Below are 26,331 nucleotides of genomic sequence, written 5' to 3' on the forward strand. Positions count from 1 at the left end.
CACTCGGCGGCTCGCTGCCCGCCAATGCGTCGCTGAATCCGGCCGTGCTTCCGGCCCCAGCCGCCCGGGCCCTCGACGACAAGTCGATCGTCACCTTCGACGACGGGCGCTTCATGTGGGCCGCCGAGAGGCTCGAGCCCGAGGCCGTGCTGTCGGTCAAGCTGTCCAACGCGCCCGTCGACCGGCAGTGGGCCGAGCTGCGCTCGACGTTCGTCATCGCCGGCATCGCGTCGGCCGTCGCTTCGATCGTGATCGGCTGGCTGATCGCCGGCAGCCTGACGCGCCGCCTGCGCCGGGTCGCGGGGTCGATCAACCAGGCCGTCGACGGCGAGATGGGCGCCCTGCCCGAGGGGCGTGACGAGGTGGCCGTCATCTCGCTCGGCATCGCGCGCTCGGCCGAGAACCTCCGCCTGCGGCTCGACCGCGAGCGAGCGTTCGCCGCCGACGTCGCGCACGATCTGAAGACACCGCTCACCGCTCTGGTCAGCGCGTCGTCGCTCCTCGACGAGAGCCCCGACAGCCAGCGGGTGCGGCACCAGATCCGACGCATGCAGACCCTGGTCGAAGACCTGCTCGAGCTGGGCCGGGCCGAGGCGGGCATCGACGCCGTCACCGTCGAGACGGTGCACCTGCCCACCCTCGTCCGCGACATCGTCGAGACCTCCCCGAGGCGCACGACTGCACCGTCGTCGTCGAGCACGACGGCTACGCGAGCGTCGACTCCCGGCGCCTCTCACGCGTGCTGGTCAATCTGCTCGCCAACGCGGCACGGCACGGCCGCCCGCCGATCGAGATCACCCTCGCGAGCTCGACGATCACGGTGCAGGATCACGGCGCCGGGTTCCCCGACGACATCCTGCAGGCGGGCCCGCAGCGCTTCGCCCGCCGCGGCGCGAGTGGCGGCGCCGGCCTCGGCCTCGCGATCGCCGTGCAGCACGCGACCGCCATGGGCCTCCAGCTCACCCTCCGCAACGCCGAGCGCGGAGGGGCCGTCGTCGAGATCGGGCTCGCGGCCGAGCAGGGGGCCTGACCCCGGGTCAGCGGCTGCCGCCGTAGGCCGCGGGCACCAGGTCGAGGCGGGCCTCACCGCTCTCGACGAGGTGCAGGACGGCGTCGGCGACCTGGTCGGGCGTGTCGAAGTCGGCACCCGACGTCATCGCTTCGGCGTCGGCGCGACCGGCCCGGATCGAGGTGAGGAACTCGGTGCTGGTGGCGAACGGGATGACCGTCGACACCGTGATGCCGGTGCCGTCGAGCTCGTTGCGAGCGATCGCCGAGAGTCGCTCGAGGGCGATCTTCGACGCGACGTAGCCACCCGTTCCCGGCACGTCGCCGAAAGTCGTGCCCGAGCTCACGTTCACGATGGCCCCGGCCTTCTGGCGACGCATGGCAGGCAGGACGGCCTGCATGGCCGCCAGAGGTGCGACGAGGTTGAGCTCGAGAACGGCGCGGAAGTCGTCGAGATCGATCTGCTCGACCGTGGCCTGTAGACCCTGGCCGGCGTTGTTCACGAGCACGTCGACGCGCCCGAACTCGTCGAGGGCCCGCTCGACGAGCGAGTCGAGGTCGGCTCGGTCGGTGACGTCGCAGCGCACGGCGACGGCGTGCGCGAGTTCGTCGGCGAGCGCCGTGATCCTGTCTTCGCGTCGAGCTGCCAGCACCACGCGGGCGCCGCGGACTGACGCGGCCCGAGCGGTGGCGGCACCGATGCCCGAGGATGCGCCGGTGATCACGATCACAGAATTGTCGATCTGCATTGCTGCTCCTTCCTGGCGGCCCGAGTGGACCGCTGGAGACATACGCTACGCCTGAGTAGCGTAAATCGACAGCCCGGGATACTCTTCTGACGTGAAGCCCTTGCCCCGCACCGACGCGACGAAGCCCGCCGTGGGGCGAACCGGCCGCCCGTTCGACCACTCGAGCGACGCGACGATCCTGGCCACCGCCCTCGACCTCGTCGGCGAGCGAGGGTACGACCGGCTCACGCTCGACGAGGTCGCGGCGCGCACGGGCAAGGCCAAGACGACGCTCTACCGGAGGTGGGCGACGAAGGAGGACCTCGCGCTGGCTGCCATCCGCTCGATCGGGCGGCCGCCCGAGGTCGATGCGCTGCCGGATCACGGGTCGCTCCGGTCGGATCTGATCGCGGTCGTGGATTCGACGTGGCTCGGTGGCTCCGAACGGCGCCTCGCGGTCTTCGCAGGGCTCGCGTCGGCCACTCGCAGCTCAGCGAGCCTGGGGGACGTCGTCCGCTCGGAGGTGACCGAACCGTACGTCGAGGTGTACCGGCGGATCTTGGAGCGCGCAGCCGAGCGAGGCGAGATCCTCGCGGGCATGATCGCGAAGATCCCCGTGGTCGCCGAGGTGGTCCCCGCGATGAGCACGCACCGCTTGAACGCCGTGGGCGAGACGGCTCCGCGCGACTTCTACGTCACCGTGATCGATGACATCGTGCTCCCGGCCCTCGGCGTCGCCTCCTGATCGCACGCACCTCTTGACAACGGCGCCTTGCCCTGGTTGGTTAGTTACACAGGTAATTAACCAACGAAGCGGGAGGGAGGGCGAATGATCGAAGAAGGCAAGCCGATCTTCGTCCAGATCGCCGAGCAGGTCGAGAACGACATCCTCGCCGGCGTCTACCCGCCCGAGACCCAGGTGCCGTCGACGAACGAGTTCGCCGCGTTCCATCGCATCAACCCGGCCACCGCCGGCAAGGGCGTGAACCGCCTCGTCGACGACGGCATTCTCTACAAGAAGCGCGGCATCGGCATGTTCGTCACGGCCGACGCCCGCGAGCGCCTCATGGCGCGCCGCCGCCAGTCGTTCCGCGACGAATTCGTCGCGCCGCTCCTTCGCGAGGCCGAAAATCTCGGTATCGGCCCCGACCAACTCACCGACATGATCCTCACGGAAGGCATCAGAGCATGACCGCACTGAGTCAGACCACCCCGGCTGTCACAGTCGAGGGCCTCACCCGCCGCTTCGGCTCGTTCACCGCAGTCGACGACGTCAGCTTCACCGTCGACTCCGACCGCATCTACGGCCTCCTCGGCCGCAACGGGGCCGGTAAGACCACCATCATGCAGCTGCTGACGGGGCAGGACTTCGCCTCCAGCGGCTCGGTCTCGGTATTCGGCGCGAGGCCGGTCGAGAACGCCGCGGTGCTGCGCAGCATCTGCTTCATCAAAGAGAGCCAGCGCTACCCCGAAGACTTCACCGCCGCGCACGTCTTCCGCAGCGCGCCGTGGTTCTTCGAGAACTGGGATGCCGACTTCGCCGAACGGCTGATCTCCGACTTCCGCGTGCCGCTCGGCCGGCGCATGAAGAAGCTGTCGCGTGGCCAGCTCTCGGCGGTGGGCGTGATCGTCGGCCTGGCCTCCCGGGCCCCGCTGACGTTCTTCGACGAGCCCTACCTCGGGCTCGACGCCGTGGCCCGGCAGATCTTCTACGACCGCCTGCTCGACGACTTCACGATGAACCCGCGCACGGTGATCCTGTCGACGCACCTGATCGACGAGGTGTCGAACATCCTCGAGCACGTCATCGTGATCGACGAGGGGCGGGTCGTGATCGACGACGACGCCGACTCGCTGCGCGGTGCCGCGACCGTGGTGGCGGGTGCCCGAGCCGCCGTCGACCGGTTCGCCGCGGGTCACCCCGTGCTGCATCGCGAGGGGCTGGGGGGCCTGGCCTCCATCACGGTCGAGTCGCTGACCCCGGCCGAGCGCATCGACGCCGTCGCGCAGGGGCTCGAGCTGTCGGGCGTCTCGCTGCAGCAGCTGATCGTGCAGAAGACGGGGGTCGATGCCGACCCCTCGCAGAACCGAGCCTTGGAGACGAGCGCATGACCACCATCGCAGCGGGCGCGGCCCGCCCCGTGCCCACCACCACCCGCGTCGGACGAGTCGTGCGGCTGAACCTCGTCAACCGACGGCAGGTGCTCGTCGTCCCGGGTCTCGTGATGGCGGCCATCCTGCTGATCAACGCGGCCGTGTGGTTCATCATCTCGGCCACGACCTCGGAATCCGACCGTCACGCGGCACTCCAGGGCACGCAGTTCAGCGGGGGCAGCTTCTACATCTTCGTGTTCATGCTGATCCTCGGCCTGCAGGTCGTCACGGCGACGTTCCCCTTCGCGCTCGGGCTGAGCGTGACCCGCCGCGACTTCTCTCTCGGGTCGGCGGTGACCTTCATCCTGCTGGCCGCGGCCTTCTCGGTGGCGTTCTCGCTGCTGTCGATGGCGGAGACGGCGACCGGCGGCTGGTTCCTCGGCGGCCACCTGTTCACGTCGATCTACTTCGGGGCGAACGTCGGCCAGCGGCTGCTGATCGTGTTCTTCGGTCTGCTGTTCTGCTTTTTCGCGGGGGCGATGGCCGGCACGCTCTTCATGCGCTGGAGGGCTCTCGGCGTCATGCTCGGCGGCGCGACGCTGGCTGTCCTCGCCGTCGTAGCCCTGGCGGTCGTGTCGTTCGGCGGCAGCTGGCCGGCCGTCGGGCAGTGGTTCGTGAACGCGGGCCCGCTCGGGGTCGCGAGCTGGCTGCTGGTGCCGACCGCGGTCGCAGCCCTCGCGAGCTTCGCGGTGCTGCGGAGGGCCACCCCCGAAGCTGACCGGCGTCGCTCACAGACGCCGCAGCGGGGCCGCAGCCGTCATGGCTGTGACCCCGCTTCGGCCTGCTTGCGTGGTCAGCTGCTCGGACGCAGCCAGACCGTCGTCTCACCGGGCAGGGTGCCCTCGGAGCCGAGCGGGCCGCTGGCGACGAGCACCTCGCCCGCCGGCAGCGCGACGGGCCCGGTGCCGAAGTTCGTCACCGAACGCCAGCCGCGGTGCCGGTCGAACGACACCGTCTCGCCGTCGGAGGGCAGGAACGCGAGGCTCTCGCCCTGCTGCAGCTCGTGGCGCAGCCCCAGCGCCGTGCGGTAGAACTCGAGCGACGACCCCTCGACGCCCTCCTCCACCGAGACGGCGTAGTCGGCGAACCAGGCGGGCTGGGGCAGGTGCGGCGTGTGCGTGCCGAAGCCGAAAGCGGGCGCCGAGGTGTCCCAGGCCAGAGGCACCCGGCAACCGTCTCGACCCTTGCGCTCGTGCGACGAACGGGTCCACACCGGATCCTGCAGGTCGGTCGGCTGCAGGTCGGCGACCTCGAACAGCCCGAGCTCTTCGCCCTGGTAGAGGTAGGCCGACCCGGGCAGGGCCAGCAGAAGAAGCGTCGCGGCCCGGGCGCGGCGGGCGCCCTGCTCGGCGTCGAGAGGCGGCGTCGTGCCGTCGCTCAGCAGCCAGGCGTCCTGGTCGGTGCCGGTGGGGAGGCCGTAGCGCGTGGCGTGGCGCACGACGTCGTGGTTCGACAGCACCCAGGTGCTCGACGCGCCGCTTTCGGCGGCGAGCGCGAGGTTGTTCTCGATGATGGCGCGGAAGGCGGTGGCGTCGAAGTCCGAGCGCAGCAGCTCGAAGTTGAAGGCCTGGCCGAGCTCGGTCGGCCGGGCGTAGAGCGACACGCGCGATCGCGGCACCCAGGCTTCGGCGACGGCCGTGCGCGGCGGGTCGTACTCGTTGAAGACCTCGCGCCAGCCCTCGAAGATCTCGTGCACCTCGTCGCGGTCGTAGAGGGGGTCGCTGCCGTCGGTGGGCAGACCGAAATCTTTCGGGTTGGCGTCGCGGAAAGGCTCGGCGAGGTCTTTGGCGAGGCCGTGGGCGACATCGACTCGGAAGCCGTCGACACCCCGGTCTGCCCAGAAGCGCAGGGTCGTCTTGAAGTCGTCCCGCACCTCGGGGTTCGACCAGTCGAGGTCGGGCTGCTCAGGGGCGAACAGGTGCAGATACCACTGCCCGTCGGGCAGGCGCGTCCAGGCACTGCCGCCGAAGTTCGACGGCCAGGTCGACGGCGGGGTCGAGCCGTCGTCGCCGAGGCCGTCACGGAAGATGTAGCGCGCGCGGGCCGTCGACCCGGGCTCGGACGCCAAGGCCTCCTGGAACCAGGCGTGCTGGTCGGACGTGTGGTTCGGCACGATGTCGACGACGACCTTGATTCCGGCCGAGTGGGCCGCCTCGACGAGCTCGTCGAAGTGGGCGAGCGTGCCGAGCTTCGGGTCGACGTCGCGATAGTCGGCCACGTCGTAGCCGCCGTCGGCCAGGGCGGACGGATAGAACGGGCTCAGCCAGATCGCGTCGACGCCGAGAGCGCTGAGGTAGGGCACCTTGCTGGTCACCCCGCGGATGTCGCCGAGGCCGTCGCCGTCGCTGTCGGCGAAGCTGCGCGGGTAGACCTGGTAGACCGTGGCCTGGCGCCACCAGTCGGCGGCCGCCGAGCCCCCGTCCGTCTCGGTGTCGGCGGGGATGAAGGTGTTCGACATGCAGAGTGCTCCTCGAGCGTGTGTGGTGGGGTGGAGATGCGGGCGTGTCAGCCCTTGACCGCGCCGGACGTGAGGCCCGACACGATCGATCGCCGGAAGATCAGCACCAGGATCACGATGGGGATCGTGGCCGAGACCGACGCGGCAAAGATGGCGCCGTAGGGCACACTGAACTGCGTGCCGAAGAGGGCGATGCCGACGGGGATCGTGCGGAAGCTCGTCTCGCTGTTGAAGGTGAGCGCCATCAAGAACTCGCTCCACGCCGCCGTGAACGTGAACACGCCCACGGTGAAGAGACCGGGCTTCGACATCGGCAGGATCACCGAGACGACCGTGCGCCACGGCCCCGCCCCGTCGATCTCGCTGGCCTCCTCGATCGTCGACGGGATGCCCTGCAGGTAGTTGCGCATGATCCAGATGGCGAACGGCAGGTTGAACGCGACGTAGGGGATAATGAGCCCCGGGTAGCTGTTGAGCAGCCCGATCGAGCGCTCGATCAGGTAGATCGGCGTCAGGACGGCGATCGCGGGGAAGACCGACAGCATCAGCAGCGCCGTCATGATCCCCGTGCCGCCCTTGATGTTGCGGCCCGTGAGCGCGTACCCGGCCAAGAGTGACAGGGCGAGCACGAGCACGGTCGTCGACACGGCGACGATCACGCTGTTCAGCATGTACTGCAGCAGGTCGTTCGTGACGAACGCTTGCACGAAATTGTCGAGCGTGAAGTGGAACGGCACGGCCTCGGGCGGCGTCGCGGCGACGTCGTTCGGCGACTTGAACGATGAAACGAGCAGCCAGTAGAGCGGCGCCGCGGTGAGGACGGCGATCACGAGGCCGCCGATGTTGACGGGGTTGACCCAGCGCCTCCAGCCGGAGCGCCTCCTGATGCGGCTCATTCGCGTTCCCCTCTCGCCTGGTTGCGGAACGCTCGGAGGAAGATCAGGCACCCGAGCCCCACGATGACGGCCGTCGACGTCGCGATGGCGGCGCCCGGCCCGATGTTGATGTCTTGGAAGAGCACCTTGTAGCCCATGATCGCGAGAGTCTGGGTGCTGGTGCCGGGGCCGCCCTGCGTCAGCACGAACGGCAGGTCGAACACGCCGAACGCCTGGAGCACACGGAAGAGCACCGCGATGGTGAACGTCGGCATGAGCTGCGGCATCACGACCCGCCAGAACGACTTCCAGGCGCCGGCGCCGTCGAGCTCGGCCGCCTCGTACTGTTCTTCGGGGATCATGACGAGCCCGGCGAGCAGGATGATGGCGACGAACGGCGTCGTCTTCCAGATGTCGGCGACCATGAGCGCGGCGCCCGAGCTGACGGGCTCGCCCAGGATCACGGGGTCGGAGCCGGTGAAGAGCGAGATGCCCCAGGTCGCGATGCCGTAGGTCGAGTCGTAGATGTATTTCCACAGCTGCGCGGAGACGATCGTGACCAGCGACCACGGGATCAGCAGCAGCGCGAGCATCCAGCCACGGGTCGCCCCGAGGCGCTCGAGCACGAGCGCCGAGAGCATCCCGAGCACGAGCTCGACCACCACGGTGATGACCGTGTAGAGCGAGGTGAACGCGAGGGCGTGGTACCAGTCACTGCTCTGCGTGAGGGCGCCGTAGTTGCCGACGGTGAAGCCGTCGATCTGGAATCCGTCGTAGTTGATCGACACCTTGGCGAAGCTCAGGACGACCGAGTACAGCACCGGGAAGACCGTGACGACCGCGATGACGAGCAGGGCGGGGCCGGCGAAGAGCCAGGCCGACCGGGACTTCTTGGAGGCGAGCGAACGACCGACGCGGTTGCCGCGATCCTGCTTGATCGTCCGGGAGAGGGCGCGAGAGGTCGCCTGCGCCTGGCGTGCCGTGCTCACAGCGCCTGTCCCGCGAGAGCCGTGTCCATCTGATTGGACATGCGGGCGGTGCCGCCGGCGATGGCCGACTGCCCGGCGGCGAGCGAGTTGGCGTTGACGTAGATCGCCTGCGACAGCTTCGGGTAGAACTTCGTCGCGGTGGGCCGCGGCACGAGCGTGATGTCTTTCGCGATGCGGTACTGCGGGCGGTTCGCCTTCACGGCGTCGGCGCTCGTGAGCGACGCGGCCCGGGCCGGGATCGCCCCGCCCTTCCGCACGATGAGCTGCTGGGCCTCCTCGTCGGCCATCCACTTCGCGAACGCGAGGGCGGCGGCCGGATGCGACGTGTGGGGGTTGATGTAGTTGCCCCAGCCGCCGATGGTGCTGTTGCCCTGCGGCCCGCCGTCGAAGCCCGGCCGCGAGCGGATGCCCACCTTGCCGGCCACCGACGAGGCGCTGGGGCTGTTGGCCGTGTCGTAGGCGTACGACCAGTTGCGGAGGAACGCTGCGCGGCCCGTCGTGAAGGCGTCGAGGCTCGACTGCTCGATGTAGGTGAGGGCCGCGCGAGGGGTGACCTTCTGGTCGATCAGCGAGTTCATGTACTCGAAGGCCCGCTTGTCCGCCGAGCTGGTCGCCTCCGACCGCGTGATCGCAGAGTTGGTGAGCACGCCGCCGGCGTCGGCCACGAACTCGACGCTGTTGCAGGTCATGCCCTCGTAGACGTTGCCCTGGTAGACGAAGCCGTAGTCGACGTCGCCCGCCGCGATGAGCTTCTTCGATGTCGACGCGAGCTCCTCCCACGAGTTCGGCACCTGCAGCGAGTGCTTGGCGAGCAGGTCTTTGCGGTAGACCACGAACGACTCGTCGATGTAGACGGGGAACATGTAGTAGTCGCTGCCGACCTCCGCCGCCTTCCGCAGCCCCTCGGGGTACTGCTGCCAGAAGTCGGTCGGCACGAGCGTCTTGAGCGGCACCGCCAGCTTGTTCGCGGCGAACTGGCCCGGCCAGGCGATGTCGCCGAGCACGACGTCGGGGCTGTCGGAGCCGGCCGCGATCTGCGTCGTCAGCGTCGTGCGGCTGGTGTCGGTGTCGGCCGGGGCCGCCACGATGCTGACCTTGATGTGCGGGTAGGTCTTGTTGAACAGGGCGATGAGCGCCGGCCGCAGGTCGCCGCCCGTGTCGCTCGCGATGCTCGAGCTCCACCAACTGATCGTCGCCGGCTCGCTGCCGGGGTCGGTCGGCCAATCGGCGACGGTGGTGCGCTTGGCCGCCGGTGCACAGCCGGCCAGTGCAACCAGACCTGCCGCCCCCAGCGACCCGGCGATGAGACTTCTTCGACCCACGTCCATACGTCCTCCTTGACGTTTTCGGTTCGAGCACCCTGCCACGAATGACAGCGCTTGCATAGCCTATGCAAGCGCTGTCATCATCGTCAACTCGGGGTGATCTACACTGTGGAAATCATGCAGGGGCAGCTTTCGCACTCGCCGGGCCAGGGGCCGATCGGAGCCTCGATGGAAGACGTCGCCGAGGCCGCCGGGGTGTCGATCTCGACGGTGTCGCGCGCCCTCCGCAACGCGTCGAACGTGCGCCCCGAGACGACCGCCCGGGTGCACGACGCCGCGGCACGGCTCGGCTTCTCGGCGTCGCCCAGCGCCGCGTCGCTCGCGACCGGAAAGGTCAAGCGCATCGCCGTGCTGATCGGCAGCCCGCTCACCGACTGGTTCAGCGGCACGATCCTCGACGGCATCTACCGTGAGGTGCGCTCGGCGGGCTACGACCTGCTGCTCTACCGGGTGCACGACGCCGACGAGCGACGCGTCTTCTTCGAGACCCTCCCGGCGAGGCGCAACGCCGACGCCCTGCTGGTCGCCTCCTTCGCCCTGACGCCCGACGAGCAGGCGACACTCGAGCGCATGCGCGTGCCGGTCGTCTACCTGAACCAAAAGGTTTCAGGATCAGCCGGTGTCGGCATCGACGATCGGGGCGCGGGCAGAGCGGCGACGGAGTACGCCCTCGGCCTCGGGCGACGGCGCGTCGTCTTCCTGCGCGAACGGGGCCTCGAGGGCTTCCGCTGGAGCGCGCGCGATCGCTACCGGGGCTACCTCGACGCGCTCGACGCCGCCGGTCTCAGCGCCTCGGCCGAGCTGGTGGAGGAGCCCGGCGGCGGCCGGTTCGGCGTGAGCGCGGCCGATCGGATCCTGGCCGGCGCCGTGCCGGTGGTGGTCGCCTGCGAGTCGGACGGCATCGCCATCCGCCTTCTGGCGGCGCTCCGTCGCCGAGGTGCTCGCGTGCCTGATGACGTCGCCGTGATCGGCTTCGACGGGCAGCCCGAGGGTGAACTCTTCGGGCTGACGACCGTCGTGCAGCCGGTCGCCGAGATGACCGGGTGGGCGGCGAGAACCGCCGTCGCGCTCGCCCGCGACGCGAACGCGCCACGCGAGCGGCTCGAGCTGCCGACTGTGCTGCGCCTGGGCACCACCACGCCCCGCTAGGGCCGACGCCACTTCCAGACGTGCGCCGGGCGCCCACCGGACGGCGACTTCTCGTCGAGGCGCTCGAGGTCGGCGAGACCGGTGAGCCTGCGATGGAAGTTGCTGGCGTGCGGCTGCACCCCGGTGGCCGCCGCCTCGAGGTCGGCGCCGAGGCGGGTGGAGAAGCTGTCGCCGGTGAGCGCGCGGGTCATCGCGACGTCGCTCCAGAGGCGCGCCCGGATGTGCTGCCGCGCGAAGTCGACGATGTCGTCGTGGTCGAAGGGCAGGCCCAGGGCGGGTCCGCTCGCGGAGTGCCAGCGGACGTGCTCGCCGGTGGCGGCGGCCGGGTCGACGACGCCGAGGAAGGCGAGGCTCCATGAGCGCTCTCGCCCCGACTCGACGGTGGAGTCTTCACGGCCCGGGGTGTCGAACACGTGCAACTGGTCGAGGTGTCGCACGGCCTCGTCGGCGATGCCGGCCTTGGTGCCGACCGCGCGGGAGGCGGCGTCGGTGAGCGACTCGTCCGAGCGCACCAGCACGCCGGGCAGGGCCTGCTCGCCTCGGGCGGGCTCGGCGGCGCGTTCGGACGTGCCGAACTCGAGACCGCGCTCGGGGTGGAACCGCACGAGTACGACGTCGACGGCGAGCAGCGGCTGCTTCCAGGCGGCCACGGTCACTCCCCCGCTGGGTCGACGGCGCCGGCGCCGCGATCGTTCCGCTCAGCACGAGCGACCCGCTCGGCCGCGAGGGTGGCACGGACATCGGCGAACGACTGCACGGTGGCGAATGCCCCGTCGACCCACACCGTCTGCAGCAGGCTCGAGGCCTCCTGCTCGGGCGTCGCCTGGTCGACCTGAACGATCTCGCCGGCGGCGTCCCGGTGCAGGGCGATTCGCCCCTTGGCGCTCTTCTTGCCGTTGCCGGTCTTCGGGTCCTTCTGGATGTCGACGGGCTGCCCGTCGACGAGAGCCCACGTCGCCTTGACGGCCGAGCCGAGGTTGTCCCGGGTGAGGTACTGGTAGGTGAACGAGCCGACGCCGAGCACGATGTTGTCGCTCGAGTAGCCCTTCGCGGCCAGACGCTCGAAGATGCGGCTGGCCCGGTCGAGAGTGATGCTGTCGCCGTAGATGACGCCGATGTGCGGGTCGAGCACCTTGTAGCCTCGAGCGTTGACGGTGTGGCCGAACTCCTCGTCGAGGAGCTCGACGACACCCTTCTCTTCGGGGCTGCGGGGGCCGTCGGCGCGGGCGGTGAGATCGGCGCCGTGGAGAGAGCCGGTCACGATGTCGACCGGGTCGCCCGAATCGGGGCGGATGACGAGCTTGCCGTCGCGCCCCAGGATCCTGGCCTTGAGCGCCGGTTCGGTGAGGATCTCGGTGATCGCCTTGAACAGGTCGTAGCCGTCGCTGACCGCAGAGACGACGCCGGTCGCGAACTCGTCGAGGATGGCGTTGAACGTCTCGAGTTCGCCCTGCTCGCCGCGGATGCACATGACGGAGTGCTCGGTGGCGGGGACGGACGCGCCGAGCATGCCGTTGTCGCCCGGGTAGTAGCGGTCGATCCAGTCGAAGGTCGGCATCGAGTCGGTGCCGAGGAAGGACAGCAGGTGCCCCGCGCCGGATGCCGTCGCCGACTCGAGCGAGGACTGCCCGCGCATCGAGAAGTCGTGGGCCTGGAAGTCGATGCCCACGGTGTCGCCTCCTGTCGTCGCGGCCCACCTCTCGATGAGGTCGCGATACTGCAGGGCGATGGTGGCGACGGTCGACGGGTGCCAGATGCTCGCAGAGAGGGCCGTCTCGATGTAGTTCGGCAGCCAGAAGAACTCGTCGACCGTGTTTTCGATGGTAAGCGTGGCGACGCCGATGGGGGCGAGGGTGCCTTCGGGCAGCGCCTTGATCTCGAGGGGCAGGTAGCCGAGGCGGTGCAGGGCGCGCACGTGGTCGGAACCGATGTGGTTCGGCCCGAAGTACGCCTCGAGAGTCCGCTCGAAGAGGCGGCACACCTCGTCTTCGGAGGCCTCGAAGAACGGCGCCCAAGCTTCGGCGAGGTACGACTGGGCGAAGGCCTGCACCCCGAAGACGACAGCGTGAGTCGAGCCGGGCAGCAGCTTGTTACTGCGGTTCGTCCAGTTGATCAGGATGCGAGTGGTGCCCTTCGGGTACAGCTGACGGTGGCTCTGCTTGTAGCCGTCGGTGGTGAGGAGCGCCTGGATCGGGCTCGCGGTGGTCAGGCGGGGTGCGATGGTGGTGGTCACTTGACGGCTCCGGTGAGGGTGGTGATGGCCCCGGTCAGGTAGGGGTGCAGGTCGATGGTGCGAAGGCCCGGGATGTCGGCCTTCGCGGGGTAGCTGTCGGTGGTGACGATCTCGCCGAAGTGGTCGGCGAGCGAGGCTGCGCGACCCGAGAAGACCCCGTGGCTCACGTAGAGGCCGAGGCGCTCCTTCGGCAGGCCGGTCGACTCGGCGAGCCCCATGAAGGTGCCGCCGCCATCGCAGATGTCGTCGACGACCAGGAACCGGCCCGTGTCGGGCAGCGGCTCGCAGCTGAACCCGTCGAGCTTGCCGGTGTCGGGGTTGCGGTGCTTCTCGGCCCGGTAGACGGGGAGGTGGCAGATCTGGGCGACCTCGGTGGCCCGGGCGACCGCGCCCTTGTCAGGGGCGATGATGCCGGCGTAACGCTGCGGCGCGGTGTCGCGGTCGGCGCGGCCGACGACGTGCTGGCGCACCAGGTGGGCCGAGTCGACGATGGTGAGCCGTTCGATCAGCGACGGCATGACCGGCGAGTGCGGGTCGAAGCAGACGATCTGGTCGATGCCGAAGCCGTTGATGATCGTCGCGTAGACGTTCGCGCCGAACGGGAGGCCGCGATCCTGCCGGGCACCGGGCAGGTACGGGATGAGGGCGACGGTGCGAGCGGCACGCTGCCGCGCGGCGTCGGCCCACATGCCGAGGAGGATCAGGTCGTCGGCGTCGGCGCCGGTGAGAGTGGCGACCTCGGTGAGAGGCCCCTTGCCGGCATTGTCGTGGGCGACCTTGATGTGGCCTTCGCCGGCGGGAAAGCGCATGCTCTCGAATGTCGGTGTGGTGACGTATCCCGGTCCGACCCGGGTAGCGAATGTGATTGCCATGACGCCACCATAGCGCATTTTACTCACTCTGAGCAAATAATTTGCTCGCTATGAGTTTTTTGCGACGCGGCGTTAGTCGCCGAGTGCCTCTTCGGCGAGGTAGTCGGTGACCGCGGACTTCTCGATATTGAGGATGTCGGCGATGTCGCGCTTCTTGAGCCCCAGGTTGCGAAGGGCGACGACCGCGGCGAGCGCGTCGTCGTAGGCCTGCTCGATGGCCTCTTCGGCCGCCGCGTCGCTCTCGAGGGCGTCGCGGACGAGACTCTCCGCCTCGGGGGTCGTCGTGGTCGACCAGGCGAGCGTCCAGTCCTCGCCGCCGAGAAGCCCGGCGCGTCGCGCTTCGGCCTCGCCGAGCTCGAGCGCCTCCTCGAGGTTGGCCGCCGTCACCTCGCCCGCGCCTTTCACCTGGACGACCCAGGCGCCGCCGGTGAACACCACGTCGAGCGTGATCTCGGTGTCGATCGGTTCGGTGATGTCGGTCATGGTGCTCCTCGTGGTCGCCGGGCGAATGCCCGGGCCCAGCGTACCGATGCCCGGGCCGGACGGCGACGCCGCACCCGTGCCGGCAGGCGCGAACTTCACCTGCTTCGAGGCCCGGCTCAGCATCGAACTCGACCATCAGGCCTCTGAAGAATTCGTCGGCGGGCCGTACGGGGCGACGTCGCGCTTCTGTGCGGCTGCGCCGACCTCGTCGGACTGGAGCGCGCCGCCGTAGATCAGGCGAACGATGCAGGTGATGATTACGCCGTGGCCGGGTCTCCCGTTGTCCACATGTTCCACGGTATCCCGCGGGAATGCCGACTGGGCCGACGGTCGAGGCGGTGAAGGCCCGCAAGCGGGAACTCCGTGGCAAGCGACCCGGAGGCTGAGTGCCTGGAGACCGTCCGCCTCGCCCGCAGGTGCCCGACCCCGTGCTCGCCTCGGCTCCCAGGTCCAATGCCCTCAGGCACTCAGGAGAGCGGGCCGACCATCTGGCTGATCAGCAGCAGGTGCTCGCGGGTCTTCACTTTGTCCAAGTGCTCGACGTCTTTCGGGCCGCCGAGCGCGAGCAGGGGTACGTGCCCGAAGATCGTTCCCGAATCCAGGGGCCCGAACTTCTCGACGGCCGTGACGTAGAGGGCCCGGTCCAGCTCGGGGTCGAGGAAGGTGTCGTCGGCCAAGAGCTGTAGCAGGACGTCGAAGGAGCGCGAGACGTACCGGTTGATCTCTTTCCGGAACGAGAGCAGGCGGAACCAGCCGTCCTCCCACACGATGACGTCACCGAAAGCGGTCTGGAGAATCGGGACGGCGCCCGCAATGCCGGTGTACGACGACGAGATCAGCACGGCGGCGGTGTAGGGGTCGACGACTTGGATGAAGCCGTCGAGCATCGTGCCGATGCCCGCGCGCCAGCCCTCCACGACCTCGGCCGGAACGCGCGAGCCGAAGCTGCCGATGACGTCCTTCGACACTTCACCCCCCTTGTCGAAGCCCGGGTAGGGCGATTCGATGGGCGCTTTCTTGCCGCGTCTGAACATTTCTGTGTCCTTCCGTCGAATTCGAACTGCTCGCCTTTGTTCAGGCTCGCTGCGACGGGTTCGTCGCCTGCGGTAGTTTTCGGTACTCATGTCGACTCGGAGCGACCGGATTGATGACGGCGGTCGCGTCTCACGCGGTCAGCACCCCGTCGAGCTGCTGTCGTGATTTCCATGTTCCCCCTCGATCGCCTTGAGCGCTCTGGCCGTCAGGTGCCGGTGGAGGCTGCTTGGCCGAGTGTGGCGATCTGGGTGACGCCGACGGCGAAGCCCGCTCGGAGCGCGACGAGCCCGGTGGACCACCCGAGCGCCACTTGGCGACCCAGATGGTGAAGCCGAGGCCTATCCACCAGAGTGCGAGGGAGAGGGGCCAGCCGATCTTCATGGCGGTCTGGGCGACCTGACACTGCTCCCGTGGTTGGGCGTTTCGATGCCGCCTGCGGTCGAGTACGCCACGAGGTCGGCGATGCTCGCGATCATCAGGGCGCTCCCGGAGAGGACGGACATGGCGACGGCTCCGCCGAGCGTGCGTGGCTCCTCGATCGCGGGCTGCGGTTCGCTCTCCGGATGCACGCTACCGTGGGTCTCGACTGATCGGGGGCTGCCATGAAGTACGTGTACTGCACGAGTTGGGACCGCGACGCCTGGCAGCCGCGCCGCGTCCTCACCGAAGACGAGGCCCGCGCGCGCTACGCAGGCCAGGTCCCAGCTCCCGACCACTGGTTCACCGTCGCCGCCTTCCGGGACGACGTGGCGATCACCGACAACCCCGAGTTCATGGTCGAGGTGCTTCCCGGCGCCGAGATGGCCAACGTCCACTTCATCGACATGGCCCATAATCTGTGCTTCATCTATGGTTTCAAGTCGATCGACGGACGCCTGTTCCTCACTGAGAGCACCGAGTACACCTACGCCCCCGGTGGGCACCACCCACTTCAGGAGGCCGTCGCCGGCGAGACGGCGACGTTCGAGGTCGACGGCAGCTTCCACGTCGACACCTGGGACAAGCGCCGGGAGCCTCTCCCCACCGATGACGCCGACGGCGAGGGACTGAATCTGGCGAAGCACTGGGTCGACATTCCGGAGTTCGGTGCATGGGCGCCACTGGGCGAGTATCTGCGCCTGCACTGACGAGCCTTCGATCCCCGCCTCGTCGGCGTCAGTCACTCGTCACCTCTCCGGGCCCCAAGATCCAGGGTTTCACCGCTGAGGCACGCGTGTCAGGGCGAGTGTGGGTCGTCGAGTACGCCGGACAGATCGCACGGCAGCTCTCCGAGGTCGCCATCGCGTGGGCCAGATCCTTGATGCGGGACAGGCCTCGTGTCAGGCGGCGGTCGGCGCCCAGCCGAGCTCGGGGCCGAGGTGCTCGGCGAGGTCGGTGAGGATCTGCGCGTAGTCGTCGGGCTCGAGGGCGAAGGGCAGCGCGAACGCGACCTCGTCGACGGCCTGGTAGGCGGGGTCGGCGTGAAGTGTGTCGGCGATCTCGGCGGAGGTGCCGACGAGGTCTGCCGCGAACAGCAGCTTGCCCGGGCCCTGGGGCACGCCGACGCGCCCTGCCCGCGATTCGGCGTAGGCGGCGTAGCGGGCGCGCTGCTCCGGCGTCGCCGAGTCCGTGGGCACGACGACGAGGCCCTGCGAGACGCGGGCGGACGCGCCGGCCGGGCGGGCGTCGCGGTACGCATCGATCTGGGCGCGTTGGGTGGTGGCGAAATCGGTGCCCTGCTCGGCGCGGGTCACGCTCGAGGCGAGCAGGTGGAACCCGTTCTCGCCCGCCCACACCGCCGAACGGGTGCTGCCGACGCCGCACCAGAGCCGATCGGCGAGGCCGGGGCTGTGCGGCTGGACGATGCCGCTGAACTCCTCGATTCCCCGTCGGCCCGGCGACTCGCTGACGAGGTCGCCCCGCACCAGGTTGCGGAAGCGAAGGAGGCGGTCGTAGCCGAGGTCCTCCTGGTCGGCGGTGTCGGGGTAGATCGCGTCACGGTAGAGGTCGAAGTTCATCGGGGTTCCCGCTGAGAAGCCGGGGTTGAGGCGGCCGCCGAGCAGGACGTCGACGGTGCCGAGGTCTTCGGCGAGGCGGAACGGGTTCTCGGCCCCGATCGGCGTGACCGCGGTGCCGAGCTCGATGCGGCTTGTCCGCTGCGATGCCGCAGCCATGATCGCGACGGGCGACGAGATGCCGGGCTGCAGGTGCCGGTGACGCAGCCACGCACTGTCGAAGCCGAGCTGCTCGCCGCGCTCGATCACCCGCAGGGTGTCTTCATGGCCGGCAGCCGGGGCCGCGGGGTCGAACGACCCGATCGTGAGGAAGCCGAGGCGCTGCAGCGGGGAACCATGGACGGGCATGCAGCAATTCTCGCAGGGACGGCTGGGGCCCGCAGACAAACAGAAAGGCCCAATCCACGTGGGATCGGGCCTGCCGGTGCACCCCCTCGGACTTGAACCGAGAACCCACTGATTAAGAGTCAGTTGCTCTGCCGATTGAGCTAGAGGTGCGTTGGCTGTGTGAACCGGAGTTCTGCAACCGAGGAACAACATTAGCATGAAGTCGGAGCCGGGCCGAACGGGTGCGGCACCAGTCATGTCACCGGAGGAGAACCATGTCAGATCGTCTCGAGGCGGGCCAGAAGGCCCCCGATTTCACCCTTCCCGACGAGACGGGCAAGCCGGTCTCGCTGCACGACTACCGGGGCGAGAAGGTCATCGTGTACTTCTATCCGGCGGCGGGCACGCCGGGGTGCACTACCGAGGCGTGCGATTTCCGCGACAACATCAACTCGTTGAAGTCGGCCGGCTACCAGGTGCTCGGTGTCTCGAAAGACACGACCGCTGATCTGGCGAAGTTCCGCGACGACCAGGGCCTCAACTTCCCGTTGCTGAGCGACCTCGACCTCACGGTGCACAACGAGTACGCGGCCTACGGCGAGAAGTCGCTCTACGGCAAGACGGTCACCGGCGTCATCCGCTCGACGATCGTCGTCGGCGAGGACGGCACCGTCGAGCTGCCGCTCTACAACGTCAAGGCCACGGGCCACGTGAAGTCGCTGCGCAAGAAGCTGGGGCTCGACGCGGCCTGACCTGGGGAGCGCGAGTCGTCAGGATCCTGTCGCCCCGTCAGGATCCTGCGTCTCGGCTCTGCTGCCAGGAGGATGTCTGCGCATGCCGAGGTAGTCCAGCCGCCCAAGCACCGCGTTTTTCCTCCCGGCTCAGTGTCGCTGCGGGAGGAAGCAGATGCGCGGGAGGAGAACGGTGCCGCCGTTCCTCCCGGCACAGTGCCGGCGTGCCCCTCATCCTCCTGGAGAGAGCGGCCCGTGCCGTTGTCCCTCCCCGGAGGTCGGCGCTTCCTCCCGAACGGACACTTCCTCCCTGGGGCAGACGGTTTTGGGGCGGACGGCCTCCCCGCGCCGCGAGCGGCGACCGCGGGTCTGCTGCGTTAGTCGCGGCGGTCGGTGACGGCGCGGATCGGCGGCGACACGAGCAGCGCGACGATCGCGACGGCCGGCACCACGAGCAGCCAGCCGACGACGGGCGCCGCGGTGAGGCCCTCGAAGCAGCCGAGGCCGATGGCGAACTGCAGCACCTGCCAGACGATGGAGGCGCCGCGCATCCACGCTCGGCCCTTCCAGGCGGCGACCACGATGAAGCCGAGCCAGACCGAGGCGACCGCCGCCATGACGATGACGGCGATACCGGCGGCGTACGAGACGGGCGGCGCGACGAACAGGTCGACGATGAACACCACGGTGATCACCGCGACCGCGACGAATTCGGCTGCCATCAGCACAATCAGCAGCCAGAGCAGAGCCGGGCGACGCCGCGACAGCTGTCGCCTGTCGCTGCCGTCGACTCCGCTTGCCAGTGGTCCAGTCACGCTGAAGGCCTCCCGTTAACCCCTTGATTTGGTCACACCAGTATGCGACCATATTCGAGGTCGAAGTGACGCGTACATCGCTGTGCGTGCCTCCCACATTCTTTTCTTTCCCCTCACAGAACGTCCGGCGTTTCGCTGTCCCATTCGGCATGCCCAGACGTGCGTTACCAAAGGAGTACCCATAGATGGATTGGCGTGACAAGGCCGCCTGCCTGACTGCAGACCCCGAGCTCTTCTTCCCCGTCGGGAACACGGGCCCCGCCGTCGACCAGATCGACAAGGCCAAGGCGGTGTGCGGTCGTTGCTCCGTCACCGAGACCTGCCTCCAGTACGCACTCGAGACGTCTCAGGACTCCGGCGTCTGGGGCGGCCTCAGCGAAGACGAGCGTCGCGCGCTCAAGCGTCGCGCTGCTCGCGCCCGTCGCGCCAGCTAGCTCTGGCCGATCAGCACACAACTCCAGAGATCACAGCAGTTGCGCCGGGGGCGCGTCACCAGCCGGTTTGTCGGCGGGTGACGCGCCCTTCGTGCGTCTGCCGCAGGTCGCGGCTGTCGCCGGTCGCGGCTGTCGCCGGTCGCGGCTACCTGTGCCCGCACAGCCTTACCTTTTCGGCACGTCCAGCCCTTTCAGACGGGCAGAACCTGCCGAAAAGGTAAGGGCACGCGGTGGCGAGCGCCGGCTACGCCGGCTGCTGCAGCCAGCGCAGTGGCACGTCGATCGTGACCTCGGTGCCTGAGCCGACGAGCGTATGCCAGTCGATGGTGCCCGCGAGCTCTCCCTGGATGAGCGTGCGCACGATCTGAGTGCCGAGCCCCGAGCCGACCTTGCCTTCGGGCAGTCCGATACCGTTGTCGCGCACTTTCACCGTGAGCTCGTCATCGGTGCGGTGCGCATTGATCTCGACGTCGCCGTCGCGACCGTCGAGGCCGTGCTCGACGGCGTTCGTGACGAGTTCGGTGAGCGCCAGCGCGAGCGGCGTCGCGTACTCCGACGGCAGTTCGCCGAAGCTGCCCGTGCGCTGCGGACGCACCGTGGTGTTGTGGCTCGAGGCGACCTCGGCGATCAGCATCAGCACCCGGTCGAAGACGGTGTCGAAGTCGACGTTCTGGTTGAGCCCCTCGGAGAGGGTGTCGTGCACGACGGCGATCGACGCGACACGGCGCATGGCCTGGTTGAGGGCATCGCGGGCGACGTCCGTCTGCGTCCTGCGCGCCTGGATGCGAAGCAGCGACGCGACCGTCTGAAGGTTGTTCTTGACACGGTGGTGGATCTCGCGGATGGTCGCGTCTTTCGTGATGAGTTCGCGCTCCTGGTGGCGCAGCTCGGTGACGTCGCGGCACAGCACGATCGCGCCGACACGCTCGCCCCGGTCGCGCAGCGGGATCGCCCGCAGCGACACGGTCACGCCTTTCGCCTCGACGTCGGTGCGCCACGGCGCACGACCGGTGACCACCAGCGGCAGCGATTCGTCGACGACGAGCTTGCCCGAGAGCAGCTCGGTCGTGACTTCGGCCAGGCTCTCGCCTTCGAGCTCGCCGAGGAAGCCCATGCGGTTGAACGCCGAGAGGCCGTTCGGGCTGGCGAAGACGACGACGCCGTCGACGTCGAGCCGCAGGAGGCCGTCGCTCGCGCGGGGCGCACCGCGTCGCGGCCCGGTCGGGGCGCCGAGGTCGGGGAAGTCGCCAGCTGCGATCATGGCGAAGAGGTCGTTGGCGCACTGGTTGAAGGTGAGCTCTTGGCGGCTGGGCGTTCGCGCCTCGGAGAGGTTCGTGTGGCGGGTGATGACTGCGACCGGGTGCTCGCTGATGTCGGGGCGGCTGGCCCCCAGGCGCCGAAGAACGGGCACGGCACGCACACGCGTCGGAGTCTCCTCGTACCAGTCGGGAGCCGCCGAATCGACGATCTGAGCCGTCTCGAACGCCTGACTGATCTGCGCGCGCCACTCGGGGCGCACCTCGTGCCCGACGAAGTCGCGGTAGAACAGCGTCGCCGAGCTCGACGGGCGGGCGTGCGCGACGGCCACGAAGCTTCCGGAGTCGGTCGGCACCCAGAGCACCATGTCGGCGAACGCGAGATCGGCCAGCAGCTGCCAGTCGCCGACGAGCAGGTGCAGCCACTCGACGTCGGCCTCCGACGAGAGGCCTTGGGCGAGAACGAGATCACTGAGCGTCGACACGTCGTTCAGCCTAACCGCCGCTCGCTCCATGGTCGCACCGCGCACGAGGGCCGATAATCGACGTATGGAGCCTCAGGATCGCGAGCGGCCCGACCGGCTCTTTCTCGCTGTTTCGCAGGTGGCCCAGATGCTCAGCCTCGACGATGGCGAGATCGAGGGACTCCTCGAGCGGGGCGAGCTGCGGGGTATCAGGATCGGGACGCGAGACGAGTGGCGCATCGAGCGCAGCGAGCTCGACTCCTACATCGAGGCGAAGTACGAGGAGGCTCGGCGATCCGCCCTCTTCAATGGCTTCGACTTCGGAGCCGTGTCCGACTTCGACCAGCGTCGAAGGCCCACCCCTCCCCCGTCGGACGACATCGACTGAGGCTTTCTTCTCTCGCCTAGAAGCAGTTGTCCACAGAATTCGACATGGCGGCGTGTCGATCCCTTCGAATGTCATATGTTGATGCTACGCCCGTCGCAGCGGGGCGCTCAGTCCGTTCACGAGCGAGAGCAGCACCATGACCATCTCGACGACCGCCGAGTCGAATCTCCCCTTCCCTCCCCTTCCCCTGGGCGCCCACCCGCCGGCCGGCAATGATGCCACCGCGCCCGGGGTGACTCCCCCGAGCCTGCGGGCGGTGCCCCGCGACGAGAGCCCGGAGGAGCCCGACGACGCAGGCGACGGTGGCAGCGTCGGCCCGTCCGCGGACACGGCCACGGACACGGCCACGGCCACGGCCACGGCCACAGCCACGCTCGCGGCCGCGGCAGTCCTGCCCGACCCACGGCCGCTCGTGACGAACCTCGCTCGGTGCGTGATCGAGATCCTGGCCGGGGCTCGCGACATCGAGCAGATCGCCCGGTGGGTCTCCGACGAGGTCTACCGGCACCTGCTGAAGCGCTGCGTGCTCGCCACGCGTGCCCGAAGCGCCCGCAGCGCGTCGGCCCCGCGCCCGACGTTCTCGGTCGGCGCTGTTCGGCTCACCGAGCCCGATGCGGGCGTCGTCGAGGCGGTCGTGGTGATGCACGGGCGGGCACGCAGCCGTGCCGTCGCAATCCGGCTCGAAGCGATGGGGGCACGCTGGCGCGCGACCGCGATCCACGTGCTCTAGTCGGTGAGACCTCGTCTTTCGGCCGACGTCCCAGCGCCGCGGCGCGGGGACCTCGGCCGAAAGACGAGGTCTCTCTGAACGACGAGCGGCGGGTACGCACAGCAGAGGGGCCCCGGCGAACCGAAGCCCCTCTGGCGCGCAGCCGCGAGCGGCTACTTGCGCTTCTGCGAGCGACGCTCGGCGCGGTTGTTGGCCGGCTCGTCGGTGGCGGTGGTGGTCTGGCCGAAGGCGCCGCGCTTGGCGGGCTGACCGTCGCCACCAGAGGCCTCGGTCGAGCCGGAGGTCGCGCGCGCTGCCGCGATCTCGGGGTCGGCCAGGCGCTCGGTCACCTCTTGCTGACGCTGAGCGCGGGCCGTCTCGGCCTTCTCGAGGTGACCGCGCTGGTCGCGCACCTCGACCTCACCCTCGGTGTTGGGTGCCGAGAAGTTGAGCACGGCGTCGGCGTTGTCGCCTTCGCCGAGGCCCTTCGCCGCGATGATCGGGCCGTGATCGTGGCCCTCGTGGCCGACCATGCTCTGCACCTCGACCTCGAGGTTGAACAAGAAGCCGACCGACTCTTCGCGGATCGCGCCCATCATGTTCTGGAAGAGCGCGAAGCCCTCGCGCTGGTACTCGACGAGCGGGTCGCGCTGAGCCATCGCACGGAGGCCGATGCCGTCTTTCAGGTAGTCCATCTCGTAGAGGTGGTCGCGCCAGCGGCGGTCGATCACCGAGAGCACGACCTTGCGCTCGAGCTCGCGCATGGCCGAGTCGCCGAGCGACTCCTCGCGGGCGGCGTAGGCGACGCGTGCGTCGGAGAGGATCTCCTTCTCGAGGAATTCGCGAGTGGCCTTGCCCTTCGAACCCGCCTCGGTGATGACTTCGTCGATGGTGATCGAGATCGGGTAGAGCGTGCCGAGCTCGGTCCACATCGCGTCGAGATCCCAGTCGTCGGGGTTGCCCTCGCCGGTGTGCGACTCGATGACCTCGTTGATGACGCTCTCGAGGAAGTTTTCGGCGCGGTCCTTCAGGTCGTCGCCCTCGAGGATGTGACGGCGGTCGGAGTAGATCGCCTCGCGCTGGCGGTTCAGCACGTCGTCGTACTTCAAGACGTTCTTGCGGATCTCGGCGTTGCGCCCCTCGACCTGCGACTGGGCCGAGCGGATGGCCCGCCCCACGATCTTGTTCTCGATGGCGAGGTCGTCGGGCACGTTGCCGCGGCCCATGAGCGACTCGGCCGCACCGGAGTTGAACAGGCGCATGAGGTCGTCGGTGAGCGACAGGTAGAAACGGCTCTCGCCAGGGTCGCCCTGGCGGCCCGAGCGGCCGCGCAGCTGGTTGTCTATCCGGCGGGACTCGTGGCGCTCAGTGCCGAGCACGTACAGGCCACCCGCGTCGCGCACCTTGTCGCCTTCCTCCTCGACGGCCGTCTTCTTCTCGGCGAACACGTCGTCCCACACGGCCTCGTACTCGTCGGGGGTGTCGACCGGGCTGAGCCCGCGCGAATTCATCTCGGCGACGGCGAGGAACTCGGCGTTGCCGCCGAGCATGATGTCGGTGCCTCGACCGGCCATGTTCGTGGCGACGGTGACGGCGCCGAGGCGACCGGCCTGGGCCACGATGGCCGCCTCTCGAGCGTGGTTCTTCGCGTTGAGGACCTCGTGCTTGATGCCCTTCTTCGCCAGGAGCTTCGAGAGGTACTCGCTCTTCTCGACGCTCGTGGTGCCGACCAGCACCGGCTGGCCCGCCTCGTTGCGCTCGGCGATGTCTTCGGCGACCTGCTCGAACTTCGAGGTCTCGTTCTTGTAGACGAGGTCTGTCTGGTCTTTTCGCACCATGGGCCGGTTGGTGGGGATGGCCACCACGCCGAGCTTGTAGGTCGACATGAACTCGGCGGCCTCGGTCTCGGCCGTGCCCGTCATGCCCGACAGCTTTTTGTAGAGACGGAAGTAGTTCTGCAGTGTGACCGTGGCGAGGGTCTGGTTCTCGGCCTTGACCTCGACGCCCTCCTTCGCCTCGATCGCCTGGTGGATGCCCTCGTTGTAGCGCCGACCCGACAGGATGCGGCCGGTGTGCTCATCGACGATCAGCACCTCGCCGTTGATGACGACATAGTCTTTGTCGCGCTTGAACAGGGCGTCGGCCTTGATCGCGTTGTTCAGGAACGAGATGAGCGGGGTGTTGGCCGACTCGTAGAGGTTGTCGATGCCGAGGTAGTCCTCGACCTTCTCGATGCCGGGCTCGAGCACGCCGACGGTGCGTTTCTTCTCGTCGACCTCGTAGTCGATGTCGGCCTGGAGGCGGCGTGCAAGAGTCGCGAACTCGGCGAACCAGCGGTTGGCCTCGCCGTTCGACGGGCCGGAGATGATGAGCGGGGTGCGAGCCTCGTCGATGAGGATCGAGTCGACCTCGTCGACGACGGCGTAGAAGTGGCCGCGCTGCACCATGTCGGCCGCCTGCCACGCCATGTTGTCGCGCAGGTAGTCGAAACCGAACTCGTTGTTCGTGCCGTACGTGATGTCGGCGGCGTACATCTCGCGGCGCTCGGCCGGCGTCTGGCCGGCCAGGATGCAGCCGGTCGTCATGCCGAGGGCGCGGAAGACGCGCCCCATGAGCTCGGACTGATAGCTGGCGAGGAAGTCGTTGACCGTGATGACGTGAACGCCGCGCGAGGCGATGGCGTTGAGGTAGGCCGCCGTCGTCGCGACGAGCGTCTTGCCCTCGCCCGTCTTCATCTCGGCGATGTTGCCCAGGTGGAGGGCGGCGCCGCCCATCAGCTGGACGTCGTAGGGACGCATGCCGAGCGTGCGGGTTGCGGCCTCTCGGATAGCGGCGAAGGCCTCGGGCAGGAGGTCGTCGAGCGACTCGCCGTTCGCGTAGCGCTCGCGCAGCTCTGCGGTCTCGGAGTGGAGCTCGTCGTCGGTGAGGCTCTTGAAGTCCTCTTCGAGGTCGCCTATGGCCTTGGCGTACGCCTTCAGCTTGCGGAGCGTACGACCCTCGCCGACGCGAAGGACCTTCTCGAGAACATTGGCCACGGAAACTCCCAAAGTGTGTGGTGCTGATACCAGCCCGTGATCTTACCAAGCCTAGTGACCGCTGCCCTGGGAGGCGGCTCGGCTCCGTGCCGAGCCGCCTCCCAGGGCGCGAACGGAAGGAACGGTCAGCTGACGAGGCCGCCGCGGATCGCCATCTCGGTCTCCTGGCGCACGGGCGCCTGGTCGTCGAGGCCGATGACCCCGTAGTCCCAGCCCTTGCGCCGGTAGACGACACTGGGGCGGCCCGACTCGGAGTCGGTGAAGAGGTAGAAGTCGTGCCCGACGAGCTCCATGTAGTAGAGCGCGTCGTCGACCGTCATCGGGGTGGATGAGAAGACCTTCGTGCGGATCACGACGGGGCAGTACTCGTCTTCGAGTTCTGTCTTGTCGTCGGGCACGCTCTCGACCACGCCGGTGCGCACCTGCTCGAGGGTCTCTGCCGAGGCCGGCGTGATGCCGGTGTGGCTGAAGTCGGCCGCCGAGGCCTCGTGCAGCGACGTCGGCCGATGCTGGCCGCGGTGCACCTTGCTGCGATCTTTCGCTCGTCGCACGCGTTCGAGCAGGCGACCGATCGCCAGGTCGAACGCGACGTACTTGTCGGGCCCGCTCGATTCGGCCCGCACCAGCGGGCCCGGGCCGATCAGGGTCAGCTCGACGCGGTCGTCGCCGGACTGCCCGGACGACTTCTCGTTGTGCCGTGTGACCTTGATCTCGAAGGCGAGAGCGCGCGGCGCGAGAGCTGCGACCTTCTCGGACTTCTCGGTGGCGTATTCGCGGAACCGATCGGTGATCCCGACGTTTCGACCCGTTACGGAAATGTCCATGACGTTCTCCCAGCCACTCCAGCGTGCCGCCGTTCGTGTAGGCGG

The 26,331-nt window shown here is 68.7% G+C and carries 26 protein-coding genes, 1 tRNA gene and 1 pseudogene; 12 read left to right on the forward strand and 16 right to left on the reverse strand.

Annotation, left to right across the window (positions count from 1 at the left end; all coding sequences use genetic code 11):
* Positions 1-332 precede the first annotated feature (332 nt).
* Together AX769_RS26095 and AX769_RS17800 are read left to right on the forward strand one after the other, a co-directional pair.
* A pseudogene (locus AX769_RS26095) lies at positions 333-539 on the forward strand (histidine kinase dimerization/phospho-acceptor domain-containing protein); the annotation flags it as partial.
* 200 nt (positions 540-739) lie between these two features.
* Positions 740-1,030 (forward strand): ATP-binding protein, encoded by a 291-nt coding sequence (locus AX769_RS17800; protein WP_066281971.1) that lies wholly within the window; start codon positions 740-742, stop codon positions 1,028-1,030.
* Between the two features lie 7 nt (positions 1,031-1,037).
* Here AX769_RS17800 and AX769_RS17805 read toward each other — a convergent pair whose 3' ends face one another.
* Positions 1,038-1,757 carry an SDR family oxidoreductase gene (locus tag AX769_RS17805; RefSeq protein ID WP_066281973.1) on the reverse strand — a complete coding sequence of 240 codons (720 nt, stop codon included), beginning with the start codon at positions 1,755-1,757 and terminating at the stop codon, positions 1,038-1,040.
* A 91-nt stretch (positions 1,758-1,848) separates the two neighbouring features.
* Here AX769_RS17805 and AX769_RS17810 point away from each other — a divergent pair, with 91 nt between their 5' ends.
* The 3 genes from AX769_RS17810 (at position 1,849) to AX769_RS17820 (ending at position 3,848) form a co-directional block, all read left to right on the forward strand.
* Complete coding sequence (locus tag AX769_RS17810; protein ID WP_066281974.1) at positions 1,849-2,481, forward strand: TetR/AcrR family transcriptional regulator; 633 nt, start codon at positions 1,849-1,851, stop codon at positions 2,479-2,481.
* Between the two features lie 84 nt (positions 2,482-2,565).
* Complete coding sequence (locus AX769_RS17815; protein WP_066281976.1) at positions 2,566-2,928, forward strand: GntR family transcriptional regulator; 363 nt, start codon at positions 2,566-2,568, stop codon at positions 2,926-2,928.
* On the forward strand, positions 2,925-3,848 hold the full coding sequence (locus AX769_RS17820) for an ABC transporter ATP-binding protein (RefSeq protein WP_066281977.1): 924 nt from the start codon (positions 2,925-2,927) through the stop codon (positions 3,846-3,848). Before AX769_RS17815 ends, AX769_RS17820 begins: the two co-directional genes overlap by 4 nt.
* Before the next feature lie 835 nt (positions 3,849-4,683).
* Here the strand turns inward: AX769_RS17820 and AX769_RS17825 are convergent.
* The 4 genes from AX769_RS17825 to AX769_RS17840 are packed head-to-tail and all read right to left on the reverse strand — an operon-like array spanning position 4,684 to position 9,540.
* A complete protein-coding gene (locus tag AX769_RS17825; protein ID WP_066281978.1) occupies positions 4,684-6,348 on the reverse strand; it encodes a glycoside hydrolase family 13 protein in 1,665 nt (554 codons plus the stop codon).
* 47 nt (positions 6,349-6,395) lie between these two features.
* Positions 6,396-7,244 (reverse strand): carbohydrate ABC transporter permease, encoded by an 849-nt coding sequence (locus tag AX769_RS17830; protein ID WP_066281980.1) that lies wholly within the window; start codon positions 7,242-7,244, stop codon positions 6,396-6,398.
* Positions 7,241-8,212, reverse strand: a complete 972-nt coding sequence (locus tag AX769_RS17835) for a carbohydrate ABC transporter permease (RefSeq protein ID WP_239451845.1) — start codon at positions 8,210-8,212, stop codon at positions 7,241-7,243. Before AX769_RS17835 ends, AX769_RS17830 begins: the two co-directional genes overlap by 4 nt.
* Positions 8,209-9,540 carry an extracellular solute-binding protein gene (locus AX769_RS17840; protein WP_066281981.1) on the reverse strand — a complete coding sequence of 444 codons (1,332 nt, stop codon included), beginning with the start codon at positions 9,538-9,540 and terminating at the stop codon, positions 8,209-8,211. Before AX769_RS17840 ends, AX769_RS17835 begins: the two co-directional genes overlap by 4 nt.
* A gap of 114 nt (positions 9,541-9,654) precedes the next feature.
* Between AX769_RS17840 and AX769_RS17845 the strand changes: the two genes are divergently transcribed.
* Positions 9,655-10,686, forward strand: coding sequence for a LacI family DNA-binding transcriptional regulator (locus AX769_RS17845; RefSeq protein ID WP_157887713.1), 1,032 nt, complete (start codon positions 9,655-9,657; stop codon positions 10,684-10,686).
* Here the strand turns inward: AX769_RS17845 and AX769_RS17850 are convergent.
* The 4 genes from AX769_RS17850 to AX769_RS17865 form a co-directional block, all read right to left on the reverse strand.
* Complete coding sequence (locus AX769_RS17850; protein WP_157887714.1) at positions 10,683-11,336, reverse strand: NUDIX hydrolase; 654 nt, start codon at positions 11,334-11,336, stop codon at positions 10,683-10,685. The genes AX769_RS17845 and AX769_RS17850 overlap by 4 nt on opposite strands.
* Before the next feature lie 2 nt (positions 11,337-11,338).
* The gene (locus AX769_RS17855) at positions 11,339-12,919 is read right to left on the reverse strand and encodes a nicotinate phosphoribosyltransferase (RefSeq protein ID WP_082763914.1); all 1,581 of its coding nucleotides are present in this window, start codon (positions 12,917-12,919) and stop codon (positions 11,339-11,341) included.
* The gene (locus tag AX769_RS17860; RefSeq protein ID WP_066281986.1) at positions 12,916-13,791 is read right to left on the reverse strand and encodes a phosphoribosyltransferase family protein; all 876 of its coding nucleotides are present in this window, start codon (positions 13,789-13,791) and stop codon (positions 12,916-12,918) included. The genes AX769_RS17855 and AX769_RS17860 overlap by 4 nt, the downstream gene beginning before the upstream one ends.
* A gap of 72 nt (positions 13,792-13,863) precedes the next feature.
* The gene (locus AX769_RS17865) at positions 13,864-14,274 is read right to left on the reverse strand and encodes a hypothetical protein (protein WP_157887715.1); all 411 of its coding nucleotides are present in this window, start codon (positions 14,272-14,274) and stop codon (positions 13,864-13,866) included.
* On the opposite strand from AX769_RS17865, the gene AX769_RS24245 reads away from it, so the two are divergent.
* The gene (locus AX769_RS24245; RefSeq protein WP_157887716.1) at positions 14,246-14,506 is read left to right on the forward strand and encodes a hypothetical protein; all 261 of its coding nucleotides are present in this window, start codon (positions 14,246-14,248) and stop codon (positions 14,504-14,506) included. The two genes, AX769_RS17865 and AX769_RS24245, sit on opposite strands and share 29 nt — an antisense overlap.
* 235 nt (positions 14,507-14,741) lie before the next feature.
* On the opposite strand, the gene AX769_RS17870 is transcribed toward AX769_RS24245, so the two are convergent.
* Positions 14,742-15,308 carry a T6SS immunity protein Tdi1 domain-containing protein gene (locus tag AX769_RS17870; protein ID WP_066281989.1) on the reverse strand — a complete coding sequence of 189 codons (567 nt, stop codon included), beginning with the start codon at positions 15,306-15,308 and terminating at the stop codon, positions 14,742-14,744.
* Between the two features lie 603 nt (positions 15,309-15,911).
* Here AX769_RS17870 and AX769_RS17880 point away from each other — a divergent pair.
* The gene (locus tag AX769_RS17880) at positions 15,912-16,436 is read left to right on the forward strand and encodes a hypothetical protein (protein WP_066281992.1); all 525 of its coding nucleotides are present in this window, start codon (positions 15,912-15,914) and stop codon (positions 16,434-16,436) included.
* Between the two features lie 192 nt (positions 16,437-16,628).
* Here AX769_RS17880 and AX769_RS17885 read toward each other — a convergent pair whose 3' ends face one another.
* Both AX769_RS17885 and AX769_RS17890 read right to left on the reverse strand, forming a co-directional pair.
* Positions 16,629-17,651, reverse strand: coding sequence for an LLM class flavin-dependent oxidoreductase (locus AX769_RS17885; protein ID WP_066281994.1), 1,023 nt, complete (start codon positions 17,649-17,651; stop codon positions 16,629-16,631).
* 77 nt (positions 17,652-17,728) lie between these two features.
* Positions 17,729-17,801, reverse strand: a tRNA-Lys gene (locus AX769_RS17890).
* A 104-nt stretch (positions 17,802-17,905) separates the two neighbouring features.
* Here AX769_RS17890 and bcp point away from each other — a divergent pair.
* Positions 17,906-18,382, forward strand: coding sequence for a thioredoxin-dependent thiol peroxidase (bcp, locus tag AX769_RS17895; protein WP_066281995.1), 477 nt, complete (start codon positions 17,906-17,908; stop codon positions 18,380-18,382).
* 356 nt (positions 18,383-18,738) lie between these two features.
* On the opposite strand, the gene AX769_RS17900 is transcribed toward bcp, so the two are convergent.
* The gene (locus tag AX769_RS17900; RefSeq protein ID WP_157887717.1) at positions 18,739-19,176 is read right to left on the reverse strand and encodes a hypothetical protein; all 438 of its coding nucleotides are present in this window, start codon (positions 19,174-19,176) and stop codon (positions 18,739-18,741) included.
* Positions 19,177-19,361: 185 nt separating this feature from the next.
* Between AX769_RS17900 and AX769_RS17905 the strand changes: the two genes are divergently transcribed.
* Positions 19,362-19,610, forward strand: a complete 249-nt coding sequence (locus AX769_RS17905; RefSeq protein WP_055959328.1) for a WhiB family transcriptional regulator — start codon at positions 19,362-19,364, stop codon at positions 19,608-19,610.
* A gap of 244 nt (positions 19,611-19,854) precedes the next feature.
* On the opposite strand, the gene AX769_RS17910 is transcribed toward AX769_RS17905, so the two are convergent.
* The gene (locus tag AX769_RS17910) at positions 19,855-21,351 is read right to left on the reverse strand and encodes a sensor histidine kinase (RefSeq protein WP_066283951.1); all 1,497 of its coding nucleotides are present in this window, start codon (positions 21,349-21,351) and stop codon (positions 19,855-19,857) included.
* Positions 21,352-21,415: 64 nt separating this feature from the next.
* Here AX769_RS17910 and AX769_RS17915 point away from each other — a divergent pair, with 64 nt between their 5' ends.
* Complete coding sequence (locus AX769_RS17915) at positions 21,416-21,718, forward strand: helix-turn-helix domain-containing protein (protein ID WP_066282001.1); 303 nt, start codon at positions 21,416-21,418, stop codon at positions 21,716-21,718.
* Positions 21,719-21,854: 136 nt separating this feature from the next.
* On the forward strand, positions 21,855-22,448 hold the full coding sequence (locus tag AX769_RS25450; RefSeq protein ID WP_239451846.1) for an Rv3235 family protein: 594 nt from the start codon (positions 21,855-21,857) through the stop codon (positions 22,446-22,448).
* Positions 22,449-22,600: 152 nt separating this feature from the next.
* Here the strand turns inward: AX769_RS25450 and secA are convergent, their stop codons facing one another.
* Together secA and hpf are read right to left on the reverse strand one after the other, a co-directional pair.
* A complete protein-coding gene (secA, locus tag AX769_RS17925; RefSeq protein WP_066282002.1) occupies positions 22,601-25,462 on the reverse strand; it encodes a preprotein translocase subunit SecA in 2,862 nt (953 codons plus the stop codon).
* A 125-nt stretch (positions 25,463-25,587) separates the two neighbouring features.
* Positions 25,588-26,286: a ribosome hibernation-promoting factor, HPF/YfiA family gene (hpf, locus tag AX769_RS17930; RefSeq protein ID WP_066282003.1), complete on the reverse strand. Its 699-nt coding sequence runs from the start codon at positions 26,284-26,286 to the stop codon at positions 25,588-25,590.
* Positions 26,287-26,331 lie beyond the last annotated feature (45 nt).

The sequence above is a fragment of the Frondihabitans sp. PAMC 28766 genome, assembly GCF_001577365.1.
Taxonomy (GTDB): domain Bacteria; phylum Actinomycetota; class Actinomycetes; order Actinomycetales; family Microbacteriaceae; genus Frondihabitans.

Coding starts and splice junctions, on each gene's coding strand:
- AX769_RS17805 (WP_066281973.1), bottom strand. CDS start 1,757: ATGCAGATCGACAATTCTGTGATCGTGATCACCGGCGCATCCTCGGGC.
- AX769_RS17815 (WP_066281976.1), top strand. CDS start 2,566: ATGATCGAAGAAGGCAAGCCGATCTTCGTCCAGATCGCCGAGCAGGTC.
- AX769_RS17820 (WP_066281977.1), top strand. CDS start 2,925: ATGACCGCACTGAGTCAGACCACCCCGGCTGTCACAGTCGAGGGCCTC.
- AX769_RS17825 (WP_066281978.1), bottom strand. CDS start 6,348: ATGTCGAACACCTTCATCCCCGCCGACACCGAGACGGACGGGGGCTCG.
- AX769_RS17830 (WP_066281980.1), bottom strand. CDS start 7,244: ATGAGCCGCATCAGGAGGCGCTCCGGCTGGAGGCGCTGGGTCAACCCC.
- AX769_RS17840 (WP_066281981.1), bottom strand. CDS start 9,540: ATGGACGTGGGTCGAAGAAGTCTCATCGCCGGGTCGCTGGGGGCGGCA.
- AX769_RS17845 (WP_157887713.1), top strand. CDS start 9,655: ATGCAGGGGCAGCTTTCGCACTCGCCGGGCCAGGGGCCGATCGGAGCC.
- AX769_RS17860 (WP_066281986.1), bottom strand. CDS start 13,791: ATGGCAATCACATTCGCTACCCGGGTCGGACCGGGATACGTCACCACA.
- AX769_RS17865 (WP_157887715.1), bottom strand. CDS start 14,274: ATGACCGACATCACCGAACCGATCGACACCGAGATCACGCTCGACGTG.
- AX769_RS17870 (WP_066281989.1), bottom strand. CDS start 15,308: ATGTTCAGACGCGGCAAGAAAGCGCCCATCGAATCGCCCTACCCGGGC.
- AX769_RS17880 (WP_066281992.1), top strand. CDS start 15,912: ATGAAGTACGTGTACTGCACGAGTTGGGACCGCGACGCCTGGCAGCCG.
- AX769_RS17885 (WP_066281994.1), bottom strand. CDS start 17,651: ATGCCCGTCCATGGTTCCCCGCTGCAGCGCCTCGGCTTCCTCACGATC.
- bcp (WP_066281995.1), top strand. CDS start 17,906: ATGTCAGATCGTCTCGAGGCGGGCCAGAAGGCCCCCGATTTCACCCTT.
- AX769_RS17905 (WP_055959328.1), top strand. CDS start 19,362: ATGGATTGGCGTGACAAGGCCGCCTGCCTGACTGCAGACCCCGAGCTC.
- AX769_RS17915 (WP_066282001.1), top strand. CDS start 21,416: ATGGAGCCTCAGGATCGCGAGCGGCCCGACCGGCTCTTTCTCGCTGTT.
- AX769_RS25450 (WP_239451846.1), top strand. CDS start 21,855: ATGACCATCTCGACGACCGCCGAGTCGAATCTCCCCTTCCCTCCCCTT.
- hpf (WP_066282003.1), bottom strand. CDS start 26,286: ATGGACATTTCCGTAACGGGTCGAAACGTCGGGATCACCGATCGGTTC.